Raw genomic sequence first — 17,886 nt, 5'->3', positions numbered from 1 at the left:
CCTAGTAGACGAGGAGAATTGAAAATATTAGTACTATCCCGTCCCATTTGTCCATAAAAAATCGTGGGTCTATCTACTTAATTTTCTCTTGCAAATTCGCTAAATTCCCCCATTTTCAGAGAAATCCTAGGAGTATGAATGAATACTAAAGTAGAGAGTCTCAAAAAAATATATCTCTTCCAAAAGTTAAACCAAGACGAACTGTTACACATTGCTGAAAAAATCCGGGAAGTCCACCTGCCTCCTAGAAATGTTTTGTATGATATGGGCGAAGAAGCTGAGTCCATGTACATCGTGAAATATGGAACTTTACAAATTTCCACATCGACTAGCCACGGGGACGACGTGAACCTCATCACTCTCGGAGAAGGGGACCACTTTGGGGAATTGCCTTTTTTTGATGATGAAAAACGATCTGCCAAAGTGGAAGCCAAAGAAAATACCGAACTTTATGAACTCCGTTACGCTGATTTGCATGATATGTTTTCTAAAAACAAAGAAATGGAACTCAAATTCTACAAAGAAGTGACCCATTATTACATCCGTAGACTCCGAAAGCTAACCCATGACTTGGCTTATGCTCGGGAATTACGGAAACGATTCGCGTAACCGATCCAAAGAGACAAAATTCATTCAAATCTGGATTTTTTATCGATCACTTTCGAAAAAACCTTTTCCATTCCTCAGTTTCTTCCTATTACAGCTAAGGAATGGGTTTCGGAATCCGATACTATTTACGTAGGCAGGGAGAAGGAATGCATGGTGGACCCCGAAATCCTAACCGAGAAGATCGTAACACAAAATAAGACCTTCTTGGTGGATTTGAAGAAAAACCAGGCTGGATTCTACCTGAAAGTATCGGAGTGGTCGAATAGCAAAAAATCCTCGATCTTTCTTCCGGCAGAAGGAATCGATCGAATGATCGAAATCTTGAATCAATTTAAAAGCCGGATATCCGATAATGAGAATACGAAAGACCCGGAGTTAGGAGCCTTTTAGGAGTGAGTTTCATGGGGAAATTAGGAATGACCAAACTGTTGTTAGGCCTCTTCCTTTCAATAGGAATGTTGTACGCACAGGCAGATACTGGCGGACAAAATACAGCTAACACTGCAAATGATGAGGATAGCCCTCTTAGAAAAATCGTTTTAGATGATTTTGAAGAGGCTGAGGATTGGAGAGTGAAAGCTACCACTCCACTCGGAGAAACAAGAACTTTGAAACTCGTTCAACGCGGGCTCATCAAAGATGTATTCGATGAAAAAACTGTACCAGAAGATGGTGGTGATAAAGTCGAAAAGAACCATATTTTAGGAGTCAAAACACATTTTGCTGCTAAAGGTTTGGATCGGGTTGAATTATCCCCTCCACATGAATACATCATCAAAGGGAAAGTAAGACAAATCTCTGTTTGGGTTCTCGGAAGAAAATACAGACATACTTTATTTGCAAAATTTAGAGATTATAAAGACGTAACACATAATATCCGTTTGGGTCGTTTGGATTTCTTCGGATGGAGAAAACTTACGGCAACCATTCCAGGATTTATTCCACAAAGTACAAGATTTGCGCTTTTAGATAAAAACCTGCATTTCGTTTCTCTTTTTGTGACATCTGATGTTCACGAAGTAGCAGGGGACTTTTACTTTTATGTAGATGACCTCCAAGTGAGAACCGACAGATCCGAAGCAAAATACCCTGGTTCTGAAATTAAGGACAATTGGTAAGCAGGAGAAAGGAACAATGGAAAACAAAAAAACAAAAATCCTAACATTACTTGCTCTATCCTCCATCGCTCTGATTGGTTTTGCCCAAGCACAGTACAAAGTTTCCAATGGAGTGGCAACACCAATTGGAAACGATATTGGAGCTCTGGAACTCAAAGCCATTACAATCGAATCTTGGGACTCTCCTGTTTCTTCTGCGCCATTTGGCTGGGAAGTGTTCACTGACAAAGATGGTGTGAACAAAGATGGTACTGGGGATATGAAATATGATGAGAACAATAAATATTCACCTGTTCTCAATGACCCTGTGAAATCTCCACTTGTGATGAGAGAAGTAAAACTAATTCCCGGAAAACCAGGCGATGTGAAAAACGTCGATGCAGGAAATGCAAAAGTTTTGGCAGTTAAATTCCAATTCACTTTCCCTGGAAACAATGTTGTGACGGTTCGTCCACCTCGTGCTCCTGAGTATGAAGTCACTCGTGCGAGACCTTATATCGATGCAGATAACAAAAAGAAAATCGAAAAAGTTTACGGAATTGAAGCTCCGGGAAATGTAAAAGCGATTTCTGTTTGGGTTCTCGGCCGTGGTAACGAATACGATTTAGAAGGTTGGATTGAGGACTATAATGGCAATAGCCATATTTTCCCTTTCGGATCTTTGGACTTTGTGGGTTGGAGACCTCTCCACATCATCATTCCTCCAGGAATCCCGCAAGAAGCAAATGCATTCCCTGCGACAAGAAACCTAATCTTCAAACAGTTTAAAATTCGTTCCAGACACAATACTGGGCCTGAAGCGGTTTACCTTTTCTTTGACGAACTCCGAGTCCTTGCGGACACTTTCGAAGTTCACTTTGATGGGGCAAACCTTGACTTTGATGAAGAAGATTGTAAAAACAAAGTTAAGATGGAGCAAATGCTTCAGAAGTCCGGGGCGATCTCCACAGGCGCAAAAATTCGTGATTGTGGCGGGAGCAACGGTTCTTCCCAAAACAAGTAGAATCCTCACTCACTAAAAAAGGTCCCTTGGGACTAAAGGAAAACCCAGTCAATCGGCTGGGTTTTTTGACTTTACAGAATCGAACGGACCTGGAAAATGAACTCTAGGACTGTTCTTTTCGCGGATTCATCGCTAAATTTACCGTAACAACTTTATAGGAACAATGAACACCCTTTATTGGAAATACGAAGAGGGAGATTCTTTTCATGCCTGATACTATTACCGAAGACAAATCAAACAAAATCGCCGACAACGACAAACTAACTCCTCTATTTAATGAGGAAATTTATGTACGTGCTGATGCAGGAACGGTTCCCGTTTCTAAATTCAAAATCTTTGACGATGTCATTGATGCATATAAGGCAGAAGATCGTTTAGCGGAAGCTAAACAAAAAATTGAAGACCATTTCAAAGAACATCCTGAGTCTATCTCCGCCAAATATATGTTAATGATTATTTCTTTTATGGAAGATTCCATGGGAGATGCAAATTTGGTGAAGAACATTTTGGATGCTTTCAAAGCACATGCAAAATGGACTATCATTGAATACATTACAGATTCTATTTTACGATTTGGTGACCACAGGTTAGCACTCCGTGTCAAAGCTGAGGCACTTGATAAACTCAAGAAAAACAAAGAACTTAAAGTGGTTCTTGAGAAACTTGCGAAACAAGATCGCAAGAACCCTGAGATTGCAAAAAAATATGGCTTTTCCATTATGGAAGAGGACAAACCAAAAGCAATTTCCTATCTCAAACTTGCTGTTGAGATGTATGCAAAAAATAAAGAATACGTTCAGATGGAGGAAATTTGGCCTACCATCGTTCAAAACAATTATGAAGACGTTTCTTTCTTTGATAAAATTGAACGTATCCTTCTTGGCCAAAGAGAAAAAACTCGGTTAGTTGGTCTTCTTTATCCAATCGTTGAACCTTTTAAAGCGATGGAAGATTGGGATCATGTGATCTACTTCCTAAAAAAGATTTTAGAACACGAAGCCGCTTCTCAAAAAGCAAGAAACGAACTCATTCGTGCTTATAAACAAAAATACGTAGCACACTCACTTCTGGAAGATTTCCTAAAAATGAGTGAACTAGGTAACAACCGTAAACCTGTAAAACTTTGTATCACTAACTTCGAAAGAAATATCGTATTTGATACCGGTAACTATGTAATGCATAGAAATTGGGGTGTTGGTAAAATCACTTCTATATCCCAAACTGGTGACTCTATCTTTGTTGATTTTGAAGAAAAAAAAGATCATAAACTTTCCATCCAAATGGCAATCACTTCACTGAAACCTTTGAAGAAGGATCATATTTGGGTACAACACTACGAAGATAAACAAGCCATCAATACAATGTTTGCTGAGAACTTAGCTGAGTTCTTAAAACAACTTCTGAAATCTTACGACAACCGTATGATCATTGCTGATATGAAGAACGAACTCATCGGAACCTTCCTAAAAGCAGACGAGTGGTCAAAATGGTGGGCTAAGGTAAAATCGGTTCTTAAAAAAGAAGCGAACATCGGAATGAATCCTAAGAAAAAGGATGAAGTGGTTTATCACGAAAAACCGATCACTCACTCCGAAACTCTCACACAGAAATTCCAAGCAAGTAATGACGTGAATAAAAAACTAGAAATTGCTATGGAAGCGGTTCGTGATGCAGATGAAGCAGCGGAAGCAGGTGATTTCTTTATCTCACACTATAGTGAAGAAGAAACTGCGAGAGATCCTCTTCGTAAACTTTCGGCTTATTTATATCTCGAAGAAGCAAGTAAGGCATGGCCTGCAGAAGAGTTCACTCATAAAATTCGTGAGCCAGAACTAAAGACTCTCATCCAATCTTTTACAAAAGATGAAGCTTTGAAAATTTCCAAAGGTTTGGAAAACACGGATATCAAAAAGGGATTTAAGGATCTCATCCGTGCGCACCATCCAGAAGCAATCAACATCCTCATTGGATTATTGTTTGAAGTTCCAGTAAAGGTAAACCGTTCGGTTTTCCAAAACCTTGTTTCTGATGATAAGTTTGCTGAACTCAATTTGTTTGTGGAAACAGTTTGTAACAAATCAAAAGAAAACCCTGAAGTTTTCCTTTGGGTTGCTAAATCAATCTTGTCACATACTTGGAAATTCGATTGGTTGAAAGTCAGCGAAGAAGATTTGGTTCTTCGTGTGTTCCGTATTCTGAAGCCACTTGCGAAGATTGAAGACAAAGGAACTAAACTTAAAAACCAAGCGATGGACATTCTGTTTGGAAAAGATAATAGCCTTTTGCGTGACATCCTCACCAATGCAGACGATGAATATGTGCGTAAACTATTTGCTCTATTCAAAGAAGTTCCTTACGTAACTGATTTAGAAAAAGACCAACTGTATGCTCTTATCAACGAACTCAAACCAAACATTGTTTGGGATGAATATGATTCGGAGGAAGATGCTGATGATGATCCTTTAGCAAATCTTCCAAGTGATGTAGTGCTTGTCACTCGTCGTGCTTTTAATGCGAAGAAACTTGAGTTTGAACATCTTGTGAATGTTGAGATGGCGGAAAACTCTCGTGATATCGGAGAGGCCCAAGAAAAAGGGGACTTAAGAGAAAACGCAGAATACAAAGCAGCTATGGAAAAACAAGCACAGTTGCAAGCAGCGATCAAACGTTTGGAAGCTGAACTGAAAAGTGCAAGGATCCTCGACTTAAGTGATGTAAAAGCGGAAAAGGTTGGAATTGGAACTACCGTTCGTTTGAAAAACAAACAAACTGGTGAAGTGGTTACTTATTCTATCCTTGGTGCTTGGGATGCGGATACAGAAAAGAATATCATTTCTTACCAATCCCCACTAGCAAAATCATTACTTGGAAAACACTCTGGCAATGAAGCAACACTTGTATTTGGTGCTACAGAAACTGTTTACGAAGTATTGGATATAGCTCGTTACTCCATGACAGGACAAGAGGCCTGAAGTTCTTCTTTCCAACCGCGAGTAGAAATTAAATCCACAAACGGTTCGGAAACATTTCCGGCAAAATCAAAGGCCTTAACTTCCAAAAGAAGATAAGGCCTTTCCTTTTGTAGGCTTTTCGGAATGGTCACACGAATGGCTCGCCTATCAGGATCATATTCATAAGGATAGGATTGTCCATCCATAGTGAGTTCCACACTAGTTCGAAATCCACTTCCAGTATCTCCAATAACATAATATCTATCATCAAAACAATGGTTTCTTACTTCTGGGAGTTCGATGTAACGGGCAAGGGAAGTCATCGGAAAAATTGTGGGTGGTGTTTCATCAGACAAAACCATCACATAACCAAGTTTAGTGAGTTTAAAACTGAATCCGTTTGGTTTTCTTTTTTGTGTAATGGATTGGAATTTTCCAATGGAAGAATCATAAAAATATAATGATTCTTTGGTTGAGACAGGATAACCGAGGTTCCATTCTCCTGATCCTTCTCCTTTCCAACTTAGTTTTTTTGTATCTAGTTGGTAAATTTTTCCTTTGAGTGGTAACCCACTCGGAATTTTAAAAGGGATGTCTTTGGAATTGATTTCAGTTATCTGTAAAGTACCTTCCCCTGAAACTTCTACCTTAGATAAATCAATGGTTATGTTGCCATCTAGTGAATTGTATTTGTTTCCAGACTTTTTGTTTTTAGAAAACTTTTGATTTTCTTTTTCCTCTTTTTCATGAATCACTGTGAAAAAAACTGAAGATTTGTTTCCTGTTGCATCTCTTAGGGAAACTTCGAGTGGGAGTTTTTCTTTTGGTTTGTATCCATCCAAATCTAAAGAAAATCCTTCTTCTTTGAAATTTTTAGACTGTTCATACATATGATAAAAATAAACAGGCGGAGCGAGAGATGACCTGTTGATATCATAAAACTGATGTTTTTTGGAACCATCTTCATATGCTAAAAAATCGAAATTACGACTGAAGATGGGTTTCCCATTCAAAAACAAATCCATTCCATACACATTGTTTTTGTTGCGAGAACGAATGAAGTCATACCCACTCATCCGAATGCGAACTTTTCCTGTGAGGGATATTGATTCAAATAGGTCACCTGATTCATTATATAAATCATACTTACCTTTTGATTTTTCTTTCGCAGTGAGAAGGATTGGATTTTCTAAATGATCCCCTTCTAAGTACAATGATAGAATTGTGGGTGGAGTGGTATCTTTTTGGTGGATTTCAGGAAAATAAAGAGGGTTAATGATTCCTTTTTCTGCTCGAAATTCGAGATGGAGGTGAGAAATCCCAGATCCTGATTCCCCTGTTTTGCCAAGGGAGTTTCCTTTTTTGGTCGCAAACATACCTGGTGGAAGTTTGAGTTGGAATCCCGTTGGGTCTCCCATAAGCAGTAAAGCTCTTCGCAAAAGTTCTAAATCATACAAACTCCCACCAAAGGAATGTAAGTGGGCATATTTTGATTTAAGTTTGTATTTTGGGTTATAAAGATTGAGAGAGAGCCCATATCCTGTTTTCGAATAACTGATTTCTTCAATATAACCATCAAACGTGGCTAAGATGCTATGTCCATTGAGGCCATAAGATTTAAAATCAGAACCCAAATGTAAGTTATGATTTCGGATTTCTGCAAATGTTCCTGAAACAGGAGAGTAATAAGGAAGTGGAAATCCTACGTCATCTAATGGGATGTCTGGAATTTTTGACTCAGCCCAAAGAAGGCCCGTGAAAAAACAGAATAGGAAGGTAAAATAACGCAAGAGACTGAACCTCATGGGAGAATCAGAATCCTCCCACTTCCTTTGTCATGCCTTTCCTGAAATCGAAAGAAATTCCCTTCGTTTCGATTCCCTTGACAAACTAGACTTAGGGACCAAGATGACAGGGAACATTTCTGTATGAAACAAGGCATTGTTTTCTTCCTCATTTTCATTGTTTCTGGTTGTGCCTTTTTATCCAAGGAACCAGGTAGACCTCCTAAAATTGATGGGGTTCCTGTCCCCGATTCCAAACGTTTGATTTATATCCAAAATGTCCGAAACAATACCTATTCACCGGGAATGCACACTCGTCTGACTCAGATGATCATAGAAGAAATTGACAGACGTGGCAGGTTTATCACCACTCGTGAAAAAACTCTCGCGAAATACCGGTTGTATGCAGAGATTGTCCACTACCAACAAGTCGGAGATCTTATGGATCTCGCCGATAGACAAATTACCTCGGAACTATTTGTAGTTACCCGAGTGGAAATCATAGAAGCGGAGACGGGAAATAAAATCCCTATGGAACGCAGTGAAATTCCTGGACGAGTCCATTTTTCGACTCAGATTGGATTCCGGGAATCAGAATTGGAAGCGCAAAATCGCCTACTACGGGTGATGGCCCTTCGAATTGCAGAAGAATCAGAAAGAGCATGGTATTACTCTCTTTCTGGAATTTTGAATTAAGTGAATCATTAGGAGATAAACCTTGCAAAACGATCCTATTTCCAGCGACGACACAAAAAAGGAAATGCTCGCATTCGAAGAGTATTTGAAAGAAAAAGGACTGAAAATTACCAACCAACGATTGTTAGTTGCGCAAAAGATATTTTCTTCTCATAATCATTTTACGGCCGAAGGTCTTTTGGACGAATTAAAAGACAATAAGGATCGAATTTCTAAAGCAACTATATACCGAATCCTTGCGATTATGGTAGAAGCAGGATTACTAGAAGAACATGACTTTGGTAAAGATTACAAATATTATGAACACATCATTGGCCATGAACACCATGATCATATCATTTGTATGCAATGTGGTCGTATTGTTGAATTCATCGATGAACGAATTGAAGAACTTCAAAACAAAGCAGCTTCTGAAAATGGATTTACCATCACTGGACATAGTTTGAATATCTTTGGTAATTGTTTGAATTTTGCCACTTGCGAACATAAAATTAAAAAATAGTGTCTTCTATTTTTAAAGAAAGGTCAAAAGACCCTGGATCTTATGCAAGAACTGGTAATCTCAATCTAAATGGAATCCAAATTGAAACTCCCATCTTTATGCCGGTGGGAACAAGAGGAAGTATCAAATCACTCTCTTCTTCGGACATTGATGAACTCGGTTACAACTTAATCCTTGCCAATACATATCATTTATATTTAAGACCTGGGAAAGAAGTATTAGATCACTTTCAGGGACTAAAAAACTTCATGGCTTACAAACGGGCGTTACTTACTGATTCTGGTGGGTTCCAAGTGTTTAGCCTCGCAAGTCTTTTTAAATTCGAAGAGGATGGAGTTAGGTTTCAATCTCATATCGACGGAAGTCATCATAAATTCACCCCTGCATCTGTCATTGATATGCAACGTTCGATTGGTTCTGATATCATGATGGTATTGGATGATTGTGCGCCGTATGGAAGTGATCTGGGAAGATTGGAATTGGCTTTGGACCGAACCCACCGCTGGGCATTGGAATCATACAATTATTGGATGGAAAAACCCAATGGACAGAATGTATTTCCAATTGTGCAGGGAGGTGTAAACGAATCCCTTAGAAAACGAAGTTTAGATACATTACAGAATATAAATTTTCCAGGAATTGCCATCGGAGGTTTAAGTGTTGGTGAACCTAGACCAGAATACATTCGAATTTTAGAATGTATGGCACCTTATTTTGACCAGGCTCGACCTCGTTATCTGATGGGAGTGGGGACTGTTGTTGATATCTTGGAAGGTGTTAAAAATGGAATTGATATGTTTGATTGTGTTTTACCCACAAGGAATGCAAGAAATGGGCAAGTTTTCACTTCCAGGGGCAAAATCAATTTACGAAATGAATCTCATCGATTGTCAGATACACCCATTGATCCTGAGTGCGGATGTAAAGTATGTGTAACATATAGTCTAGGCTATATTCGCCATTTACATAAAGTGAAAGAATTGACTGCTTTTTCACTCTCCACTTACCATAACTTATTTTTTATGCAAAGCTTCATGGAAAAGATGCGAAAGTCCATAGAAATAGGCAATTTTCAGGGTTTTTATGACCATTGGAAAAATTTGTTTGGTAGCTAAAATTATTAGGTTGACGTATCTCTTTTTTTTGAATGCAATTGTACCGTCATTTCTACATTGATTGTAGCTTCATTGAGGAGTCTCTAGACACACATGGAAATCACCAGAAGGGAAAAAGATAAAATCGTAGTCCTTGATATTAACGGGGAAATCGACCTTTATAACGCGCCTGAGATCAAGGATGTAATTGCCAAATTGATCGAAGAACAAAAATATTGCATCGTCATCAATCTCGAGAAGGTATCTTACATCGACTCTTCCGGAATTGGAGCTTTAATTTCAAGTTTGTCCAACTTGAAGAAATACCAAGGTGGGCTAAAAATCATCAACGTAGCAGGTTCTGTTCGTAAGGTATTTGAACTCACAAAGTTGACTTCATTTTTTGAAATTTTCGACAGCGAAGACGAAGCCGTCACTGCTTTCAAGTAATAGGGGAAGCGTGTTTTGCGCTTCTCTCTTACACAATCCCCCGAAGAAATATTTAAGGAGTTTGTTATGTTAAGAAAGAAAAAGACAGCCGTCTTTCTCTCTGTTTTGGTATTGTTTTCCATTGGATTAGTTAATTGTGCGCAAGAACTACCACTTAAGGAATTAGCACTCGCAAAGTCGCAAGTAGAAAGAGCAGAAAGACTTTCCGCTGAAGAATACGCTCCGGAAGAATACTCAGAAGCAAAAAAAAGTTTGGTATCTGCCAATGAATTTGCTGCAGAGGAAAAAGCTTCCGATTCTAAAAAGAGTGCAGACTACGCTATTTCTAAAGCGTATGATGCCTTAGAAAAAACTTTACCAAAACTTGCTGCCAAATCTCGTGAAGAAGCAGTGACAGCCATTGATGCCGCAGATGAAGCCTATGCTTCCGAATACACTCCAGAAGAATTTAAAAAAGCAGTGAGTGCTCGTGATGTGGGTGAATCTAAGTTGGCACAAGCTGATGCAAGCCTTGCCTCTTATTTACGTGAAGACAAAGATGAAACCGCAAAAGAACTAAAACGTACTGTTGCCTTACAAGAATATGAAGAAGCCCATAACAATTTTGTGGAAGCTGCAAAGATCAGCCAAAACGCAAAAAAAGTGGCTTTAGATAGATCAGGTTCTGTACGTCAATCTGCTGACGAAGTAGATGCAGTATTAGAAAAAGCTTATACTTATTCCAAAGGTGGAAATCCTGCCATCGACGAAGAAAAAGCGAGAGTGGCATCTGCACGAGAAGACATTGAAGCTGGACGTTTGAAAACTGCTGATGAAAAGATTAAAACAGCACGTCTCGCTTCCGCAGCATTACTTGCATCGGCAGTCAAAGACCACGCAAAAAATCGTAACTTACAAGCACGTGAAGTGGTCGAAGATGCCAATGCACGTTTTGGTGAGTTGAATGCAGAAACCTACCTCAAATCAAATGCAAAAGAATCCTATGCTAGCACACAAGAAAACTTAGGTGCTTCGAACGAATCTCTCCAAGCTTCTGGAAATCTTTTAGAACAAGAAAAGTTTGATGATTCCATTTCTCAATCGGAAGAAGCCATTCGATTGGCAGAGATTTCCATTGACCAAATAGAAACTTTGAAAGGGAAAAATGCAGTTGCGAAAAAAGATCGTAAAACTGTTGAAACCGATACAACTACAAAAACTACGACTGAAGAAACAACTGACAAAGTTACTTCTTCACAAGTGGAAGAACTTTCTGGTGGTTGGAAACGTTACACAGTTGAAAAATCAAACCCAACTGATTGCCTTTGGAGAATTGCCGATAGAGAAGACATCTATAGTGATGCAAAACTTTGGCCAAGAATTTTTGAAGCTAATCGTAAATCGATTCGCAACAAAAACTTGATTTATCCAAAACAAAAATTAAACATCCCTCCTAAAACAGGGAAAATTGGAAAAGCTCCTAAACAATAAACATGGTTTAGGTGAAAGGAAAAAAAGCTGTCGTAAGGGCAGCTTTTTTTTTGTCTAAATAATAGGACCATATGATTCGAGGATACACAACACCTGTCAAAGAAATTTCAGAAAAAGACTTTGAGGCACTTGTCACACTTGCCCTAGAGGAAGACTTACCTGCAGGGGATATCACAACCGATTCGTTATTTGATTCGATTGAAAATTGCACAGCGGAGTTACTTGCAAAAGAGGAAGGGGTTTTGTGTGGGCTTCATGTAATCCCTTGCCTCATTCGAAAGACAAAGGCAAATTTGCGATGGAATCCCATCCTATCTGATGGAGCGACATTAACAAAAGGAACCATCATCGGGATATTAGAAGGTGCTCTAGTAGATGTGCTTAAAATGGAAAGAATTTTATTAAACTTTATCCAATACCTTTCTGGAATTGCAACAAATGCGAGTAAGGTGACAAGAGAATTCCCGGATCTTCTGATTTTAGATACAAGAAAAACCCTTCCGGGTTATCGAAAACTTGCTAAGTATGCGGTTTATACAGGTGGAGGAGCCAATCACCGCTTAAATTTGTCTGAGATGGCAATGTTAAAAGACAACCATGTAGCAAAAGCAGGATCCATCCAATCTGCTGTACAAATTGTTCGAAATGCTAATCCAGGGAAAAAAATAGAACTAGAAATAGATGGCCTATCACAACTGAATGAAGCTATCTCTTCAAATCCTGATATTATTTTGTTAGATAATTTTTCTGATTCAGATACTGAAAAAGCGATAGAACTCATCAAAGCGAATTCTGAAAAAATTCGTATAGAATGTTCTGGTGGTATCACTCCAAATAAATTAAAATTTCTATCTAAATTTAAAGATATTGGAGTGAGTATGGGTTATTTAACTCATACAGTAAAATTTTTAGATATAAGTTTGGACATTAAGTAATGGGATTATACCAAGACATCAAAGATAAGCAGGAGTTATTTGACGCAGTAGGGAAAAGACTTGGGCCAGAAAAGGCCACATTAATCCAAAAGGCATACAGTATTGCCGATAAAATGCACGAAGGACAAAAACGCCTTTCAGGGGAACCTTATATCATCCATCCGATGAATGTTGCTTCTGTTTTGGATGAACTTGGCCTCGACGAAAGGGCAATTGCTGCTGGGCTTTTGCACGATGTTGTCGAAGATACAAGTTACAGCAAAGAAGATATGGCACGTGAGTTTGGTGAAGACATTGCCGCCCTTGTGGAAGGTGTTACCAAAATTTCGGAAATCAAATCTCAATCTAAGGAAACGGAAGCGGCTGAAAATATTCGTAAGATGTTACTTGCAACCATCAAAGATGTGCGAGTGATGTTGATTAAGTTAGCTGACAAAACACATAACGTTCGCACATTAAAGTTTCAACCGGAAGAAAAACAAAAACGAATCGCAAAAGAAGTTTTATCCTTGTATGCACCGATAGCGGGGCGATTGGGAGTTTATAAAGTTAAATTTGAATTAGAAGATTTGGCTTTTCAATCGTTACATCCAGAAGAATACCAAGAAATTAAAAAACGAGTTTCAGCTAAAAAATCAGAACGTGATGAATACATCGAAAAAATTAAAATCATACTCAAACAAAGATTAGCTGAAATAAGTATTGATGCACGGATTGATGGTCGGGCCAAACATTTTTATTCGATCTACAGAAAGATGGTCACAAAGGAAAAATCATTTTCTGAAATTTTTGACCTTCGAGCTGTTAGAATCATCACAAACGAAATTAAGGATTGTTATGGGGTTCTGGGAATCGTACATACTCTTTGGACACCCATCCCAGGTAGGTTTAAGGATTATATTGCCACACCTAAAACCAACCTTTACCAGTCATTACATACAACTGTTTTTGGGCCTGACGGTCGACCGATGGAAGTGCAGATTCGAACCAAAGACATGAATGCCATCGCAGAGAATGGGGTAGCGGCCCATTGGGCTTATAAAGAATCAACTAACCTTTCTAAAACTTCCGTCATTTTGCAAAATGGTGTAGAAAATGCCTTCCGAATGAAGTGGTTGGAAATTTTAAAGTCATGGCAAGATCCAAGCCTTGATTCCAAAGAATTTATGGAGGAACTACAATATGACCTCCATGAAGATGAAGTGTTTGTTTTCACTCCTAAAGGTGAGATCATTGAGATGCCAAAAGGAGCTACGGTTCTTGACTATGCGTTCCGAATCCATACGGATGTGGGGTTGCATGCTCGTGGTGGAAAGGTCAATGGAAGGATGGTTACACTTCGTACGGAGTTAAAGTCTGGAGACCAGGTTGAGATCATTACTGAAAAAAGTTCCAAACCTTCTCCTATTTGGTTGCGGATTGTTAAAACTTCAGGCGCTCGCCAGAAGTTACGTGCCTATTTTCGAAAATTACAAGAAGACTCACAAAGAGAGACCATTGGTTCTGTTTTGGAAACGCAATCGCCTCCGATTGATGAAAACACAATCAAAGAAATTAAAAAAGTAAAAATCAAGAAGCCACATAAAACAAATCCTCACCAAGAAGAATCCAAAGAATTTGGAATTTCAGTTGCGGGTTGGAACGATGTGCCTGTTCGTGTGGCTTCCTGTTGTACTCCTATCCCCGGTGATGAAATCATTGGTTTTATTACCAGAGGACGTGGTGTGAGTGTTCATAAAAAAGATTGTACAACTGCAACCAAACAACTCGAGTGGATGAAAACCATTCCTGTTCGTTGGGAAGGACCAGGGGAACCCATTCCAATCCAAATTGAAGTGCGTGCCAAAGATGTACAAGGGATCTACTTATCTATGGTGGAATCTATTTCAAGCACAGAAACAAATATTTTGGAAGCAGGTGCTTCTTCCCATCCCAACGGGACGCTTACCGCCAAATTTATGTTAGAAGTGGACCATTTGGACCAACTCAAAGAAATATTGGAAAACTTAAGAATGATTCAAGGTGTGGTATTTGCAGAGAGGGTTAAAAAATAAACCACTGCACTTGGTTTGGTCTTAGTTTGAAATATATCCCTTCCGCGGATTCTGTTTGTGGGTATTCAATTCCTGAGACAAGGTCAGTTAAAACGGTTTGGAATTGAATTCCTTCTTGGAAAGGGATTCTTCCTGATACTTCCGAATTTGTTTCATTCCATAAGATCAGTTCTGTATGATTTCCGGTTTGGATCGCTCTCATAAATATAGAAACATCATGAAACTCGTTGTAATGTGGCAAAAAAAACATACTATCCGCATTTCTTTTGGTGATTGTCAATAGTGCTCGTTTGTAAAATTCTTCTGAATGAGGATTTGATAATTCTTCGTCTGTAAAAATCATTTGGACAGGAATTTTTCGAGTGAGTCCCTGTTCTTGTCCTTCATGAAACAACAAAATACACTCTGAAGCAGCTAGGAGACTAAAATAGGATTCTGAGTTTTCACCAAATTGGAGTTTGGCTCTTTCTTCGTCATGGTTTTCTAAAAAACGAATTTTTGATTTATTCGAATTTTCTCTTATACTTTGTGAAACAAAAGAGAAGTGGTTTTCTTTCAATGCATCATAAAAAGATTTATCATAAGTAGCATCAAATCCTAAGCCAAGTAATCGATTTTCCATCCCCCAATAAACTTCTGCATAAAATTTAAAATGAGGAAAGTCTTCGCGGATTGTATTTATGACACGTTCCCAATCATATACCGATGTTTTCCCATGAGTCTTTTCAAATACTTCAGGCAGGAGTAACATTGCCATATCACAACGAACACCATCACATTGTTTAGCGATTCCTTTTAAAATTTGAATGTGTTTTTTTTCGACATCCGGATTTGAAAAATCCCATTGGATGGTATCCGTCCATCCATCAAAATAGGGATCTCGTCCATGTAAGTATACATTTCCATTGGGATGTCTGAATGAGTTTTTTGGCTTAGCAGATTCATCTGCTTTCAAAAATAAATCGGGATTGGAATCTACAACTGGGGAATCAATTGCCATATGGTTTGGCACAAAGTCTAAGATTAGTTTTTTATTCCACTTTTGAATGAGTTTGTATACGTTTGTTAGGTTGTCATTCTCGGAAACCAAAGGGTCGGGAGTGTAAGAAAAAATAGAATATGGGGATCCATAAACATCTTCTGGAAGCAGTGGTTGTTTGGTAGCTTGGAATCCTGGTTGAAGTTCCGGCATAGAACGAGCAATGGACTGTGACTTAGGGCTATTTTTCCAGACACCCATAAGCCAAATTTCATCGGCCCAAAGTAAAGGAAGGGAATTTTTTTCGGAACTAAGAGCTGATTCGAGAGGTTCCTTCATTTTTGAACAAAAAAGCCTTGAGCCTATCTCGTACAAATGGATTTGATGGAAGGGATGTTTCATAACAAAGTTCAAATATTTAAGTATAGTTCCTCCTTACGCAAGATAGTTTTGGTTGGTTTGACAGGACTTTTGTCAATGGGCTTTTTCCTCCATTGTTCGGAAGAAGATACAAAAGAATCCTTGTCGAAGGTAAATGATCTTCCTTGGGAAGGGGATCTGGCTTCCATTCCGTATGCACTTCGAATCAAAAATCCGGTCGCAGATCCAAATGCCAAAAAAGGGGGAAGGATTCGAATTTATTCACATCAGTTCCCTAAATCTTTGAATTATTATTTAGATCAGTTTACAACCACTGCACGGATCTTTACAAGTTTGTATGAACCGCTCACGGGTTACCACCCTCTGACTTTGGAAACCATTCCTCATTTAGCAAGGGATTGGAAAATCTCTCCTGACAAAAAGAAATTTACTTTCTACTTAGATCCAAACGCTCGTTGGTCTGATGGCAAACCTGTGACTAGTGATGATGTCATCTTTACTTATGACACTATCATGAATCCCAAAAATGGAACAGCAGTGTTTCGTGTTTCCTTATCAAGATTTTTAAAACCGGTTAAGGTAGATGATCTTACAGTTGTTTTTGAAGCAAAGGAAGTGCATTGGAATAATTTTAATGATATTGCATCGTCTATATTTATCCTACCCAAACATCATTTTGAAGGAAAAGATTTTAATAAGGAAAATATGGAGTTTCCAGTTGTGTCTGGTCCCTATAAAATCACAGAAGTGAAAAAGAATCGTTACATCAAACTAGAAAGAAGAGGGGACTGGTGGCAAAGGGCTTATCCTTTTAATACAGGAAGAAATAACTTTGATCAAATTGTTTATAAGGTATATAACGAAGAAGCTGTTGCTCTCCAAGCCTTTAAAAAAGGAGATATTGATATCTATCCAGTGTATTCCGCTTTTGTTTGGGTGGAAGAGGCAAAGGGAGATTCTTTCGATAAAAATTGGATCGCAAAACAAAGGATATTCAATTTAAAACCAATTGGGTTCCAAGGCTGGGCTATGAATTCAAGACGATCCATTTTCTCTGACAAACGAGTGAGAGAAGCCATGAATTTACTTGTGGATCGAAAACTTATGATCGACAAACTTGCGTATGGTGAGTATGATCCAACTAATAGTTATTATCCTGATTTTTATTTAGGCGGTGAAAAAAATCCGAACCAACCTTCTGAATTCAATATCGAAAAGGCAAGAAAGCTTCTGGCAGAAGCTGGTTGGAAACCCAATGCAGAAGGGATCTTGGAAAAAGATGGAAAACCATTCCAGTTTTCTATTTTAGATCGTGATAAAAAAACAGAAAAGTACTTCACCGTATTTTTAGAGAAAGCAAAGGAAGTTGGTATTCGTGCATCCATTGACACTTTAGATTTGGCTGCTTGGAGCGAACGAGTTGATAAATACGACTTTGATATGACCTGGGCTGCTTGGGGATCGGGTGTGTTTAAGGATCCAGAATCACAATGGCTTTCAAAATATGCAGATGAAGAGGGACAACCAAACCTACCAGGATTAAAAATTCCTGAAGTAGACAAACTCATCGAAAAACAAAAAACTGAATTTTCTGTTTCGAAACGAAATGAAATTTTAAAACAGATCGATCGAATTGTTTATAAAGAATATCCTTATGTTTTGTTATGGCATTTGCCGAGCACAAGACTGTTATACTGGCAAAAGTATGGAGTTCCCAATTTACCTTTGGGTAAGTATGGAGATGAAAGTTTTTCTTCTGACTATTGGTGGTATGATGAAGAGAAAGACAAAAAATTATCAGAAGCAGTTTCCCGTAAGGAAAAATTTACAGATTACGAAGCAGTAGTGCGTTGGAAGTAG

At 38.5% G+C, this 17,886-nt stretch carries 15 protein-coding genes; 13 read left to right on the top strand and 2 right to left on the bottom strand.

The features are described 5' to 3' along the window. Nucleotides 1–138 precede the first annotated feature (138 nt). The 5 genes from CH364_RS12180 to greA all read left to right on the top strand — a co-directional run bounded on the left by CH364_RS12180 (nt 139) and on the right by greA (nt 5,702). The gene (locus CH364_RS12180) at nt 139–609 is read left to right on the top strand and encodes a cyclic nucleotide-binding domain-containing protein (protein ID WP_002975277.1); all 471 of its coding nucleotides are present in this window, start codon (nt 139–141) and stop codon (nt 607–609) included. Between the two features lie 153 nt (nt 610–762). Then, nucleotides 763–999, top strand: coding sequence for a DNA-binding protein (locus CH364_RS12175; RefSeq protein ID WP_002975368.1), 237 nt, complete (start codon nt 763–765; stop codon nt 997–999). A gap of 11 nt (nt 1,000–1,010) precedes the next feature. Then, a complete protein-coding gene (gene flaA2 / locus CH364_RS12170; protein WP_004786860.1) occupies nt 1,011–1,727 on the top strand; it encodes a flagellar filament outer layer protein FlaA2 in 717 nt (238 codons plus the stop codon). 16 nt (nt 1,728–1,743) lie between these two features. After that, a complete protein-coding gene (gene flaA1 / locus CH364_RS12165) occupies nt 1,744–2,730 on the top strand; it encodes a flagellar filament outer layer protein FlaA1 (RefSeq protein WP_004787637.1) in 987 nt (328 codons plus the stop codon). Between the two features lie 206 nt (nt 2,731–2,936). Continuing rightward, the gene (greA, locus tag CH364_RS12160; RefSeq protein ID WP_100787865.1) at nt 2,937–5,702 is read left to right on the top strand and encodes a transcription elongation factor GreA; all 2,766 of its coding nucleotides are present in this window, start codon (nt 2,937–2,939) and stop codon (nt 5,700–5,702) included. Here greA and CH364_RS12155 read toward each other — a convergent pair. Next, nucleotides 5,675–7,486, bottom strand: a complete 1,812-nt coding sequence (locus CH364_RS12155; RefSeq protein WP_100744625.1) for a peptidase M23 — start codon at nt 7,484–7,486, stop codon at nt 5,675–5,677. The genes greA and CH364_RS12155 overlap by 28 nt on opposite strands. Before the next feature lie 123 nt (nt 7,487–7,609). Between CH364_RS12155 and CH364_RS12150 the strand changes: the two genes are divergently transcribed. The 7 genes from CH364_RS12150 to CH364_RS12120 all read left to right on the top strand — a co-directional run bounded on the left by CH364_RS12150 (nt 7,610) and on the right by CH364_RS12120 (nt 14,666). Continuing rightward, nucleotides 7,610–8,161 (top strand): LPS assembly lipoprotein LptE, encoded by a 552-nt coding sequence (locus tag CH364_RS12150; RefSeq protein ID WP_100744626.1) that lies wholly within the window; start codon nt 7,610–7,612, stop codon nt 8,159–8,161. 64 nt (nt 8,162–8,225) lie between these two features. After that, nucleotides 8,226–8,663 carry a Fur family transcriptional regulator gene (locus tag CH364_RS12145; RefSeq protein WP_051012788.1) on the top strand — a complete coding sequence of 146 codons (438 nt, stop codon included), beginning with the start codon at nt 8,226–8,228 and terminating at the stop codon, nt 8,661–8,663. Next, nucleotides 8,663–9,778 carry a tRNA guanosine(34) transglycosylase Tgt gene (gene tgt, locus CH364_RS12140; RefSeq protein WP_100744627.1) on the top strand — a complete coding sequence of 372 codons (1,116 nt, stop codon included), beginning with the start codon at nt 8,663–8,665 and terminating at the stop codon, nt 9,776–9,778. Before CH364_RS12145 ends, tgt begins: the two co-directional genes overlap by 1 nt. A 93-nt stretch (nt 9,779–9,871) precedes the next feature. After that, nucleotides 9,872–10,207, top strand: a complete 336-nt coding sequence (locus CH364_RS12135; protein WP_002975418.1) for an STAS domain-containing protein — start codon at nt 9,872–9,874, stop codon at nt 10,205–10,207. Between the two features lie 66 nt (nt 10,208–10,273). Continuing rightward, complete coding sequence (locus CH364_RS12130) at nt 10,274–11,677, top strand: lipoprotein LipL71 (RefSeq protein ID WP_100744628.1); 1,404 nt, start codon at nt 10,274–10,276, stop codon at nt 11,675–11,677. Nucleotides 11,678–11,748: 71 nt separating this feature from the next. Next, the gene (nadC, locus tag CH364_RS12125) at nt 11,749–12,612 is read left to right on the top strand and encodes a carboxylating nicotinate-nucleotide diphosphorylase (RefSeq protein WP_100744629.1); all 864 of its coding nucleotides are present in this window, start codon (nt 11,749–11,751) and stop codon (nt 12,610–12,612) included. Next, nucleotides 12,612–14,666 (top strand): RelA/SpoT family protein, encoded by a 2,055-nt coding sequence (locus CH364_RS12120; RefSeq protein WP_100744630.1) that lies wholly within the window; start codon nt 12,612–12,614, stop codon nt 14,664–14,666. The genes nadC and CH364_RS12120 overlap by 1 nt, the downstream gene beginning before the upstream one ends. Here the strand turns inward: CH364_RS12120 and CH364_RS12115 are convergent. Beyond that, nucleotides 14,656–15,984: an alpha-amylase family protein gene (locus CH364_RS12115; protein WP_100744822.1), complete on the bottom strand. Its 1,329-nt coding sequence runs from the start codon at nt 15,982–15,984 to the stop codon at nt 14,656–14,658. The two genes, CH364_RS12120 and CH364_RS12115, sit on opposite strands and share 11 nt — an antisense overlap. A 54-nt stretch (nt 15,985–16,038) precedes the next feature. On the opposite strand from CH364_RS12115, the gene CH364_RS12110 reads away from it, so the two are divergent. Beyond that, a complete protein-coding gene (locus CH364_RS12110) occupies nt 16,039–17,886 on the top strand; it encodes an extracellular solute-binding protein (RefSeq protein WP_423790177.1) in 1,848 nt (615 codons plus the stop codon).

Origin of the sequence: Leptospira harrisiae (assembly GCF_002811945.1) — a bacterium.
Lineage (GTDB): Bacteria > Spirochaetota > Leptospiria > Leptospirales > Leptospiraceae > Leptospira_A > Leptospira_A harrisiae.
This window is presented reverse-complemented; position numbering and strand designations above follow the sequence as displayed.

Excerpts from the sequence above, each read along its gene's own strand:
- CH364_RS12180 (WP_002975277.1), top strand. The coding sequence starts at position 139 with ATGAATACTAAAGTAGAGAGTCTCAAAAAAATATATCTCTTCCAAAAG.
- flaA2 (WP_004786860.1), top strand. The coding sequence starts at position 1,011 with ATGGGGAAATTAGGAATGACCAAACTGTTGTTAGGCCTCTTCCTTTCA.
- flaA1 (WP_004787637.1), top strand. The coding sequence starts at position 1,744 with ATGGAAAACAAAAAAACAAAAATCCTAACATTACTTGCTCTATCCTCC.
- greA (WP_100787865.1), top strand. The coding sequence starts at position 2,937 with ATGCCTGATACTATTACCGAAGACAAATCAAACAAAATCGCCGACAAC.
- CH364_RS12155 (WP_100744625.1), bottom strand. The coding sequence starts at position 7,486 with ATGAGGTTCAGTCTCTTGCGTTATTTTACCTTCCTATTCTGTTTTTTC.
- CH364_RS12150 (WP_100744626.1), top strand. The coding sequence starts at position 7,610 with ATGAAACAAGGCATTGTTTTCTTCCTCATTTTCATTGTTTCTGGTTGT.
- CH364_RS12145 (WP_051012788.1), top strand. The coding sequence starts at position 8,226 with ATGCTCGCATTCGAAGAGTATTTGAAAGAAAAAGGACTGAAAATTACC.
- CH364_RS12135 (WP_002975418.1), top strand. The coding sequence starts at position 9,872 with ATGGAAATCACCAGAAGGGAAAAAGATAAAATCGTAGTCCTTGATATT.
- CH364_RS12130 (WP_100744628.1), top strand. The coding sequence starts at position 10,274 with ATGTTAAGAAAGAAAAAGACAGCCGTCTTTCTCTCTGTTTTGGTATTG.
- nadC (WP_100744629.1), top strand. The coding sequence starts at position 11,749 with ATGATTCGAGGATACACAACACCTGTCAAAGAAATTTCAGAAAAAGAC.
- CH364_RS12120 (WP_100744630.1), top strand. The coding sequence starts at position 12,612 with ATGGGATTATACCAAGACATCAAAGATAAGCAGGAGTTATTTGACGCA.
- CH364_RS12115 (WP_100744822.1), bottom strand. The coding sequence starts at position 15,984 with ATGAAGGAACCTCTCGAATCAGCTCTTAGTTCCGAAAAAAATTCCCTT.
- CH364_RS12110 (WP_423790177.1), top strand. The coding sequence starts at position 16,039 with ATGTTTCATAACAAAGTTCAAATATTTAAGTATAGTTCCTCCTTACGC.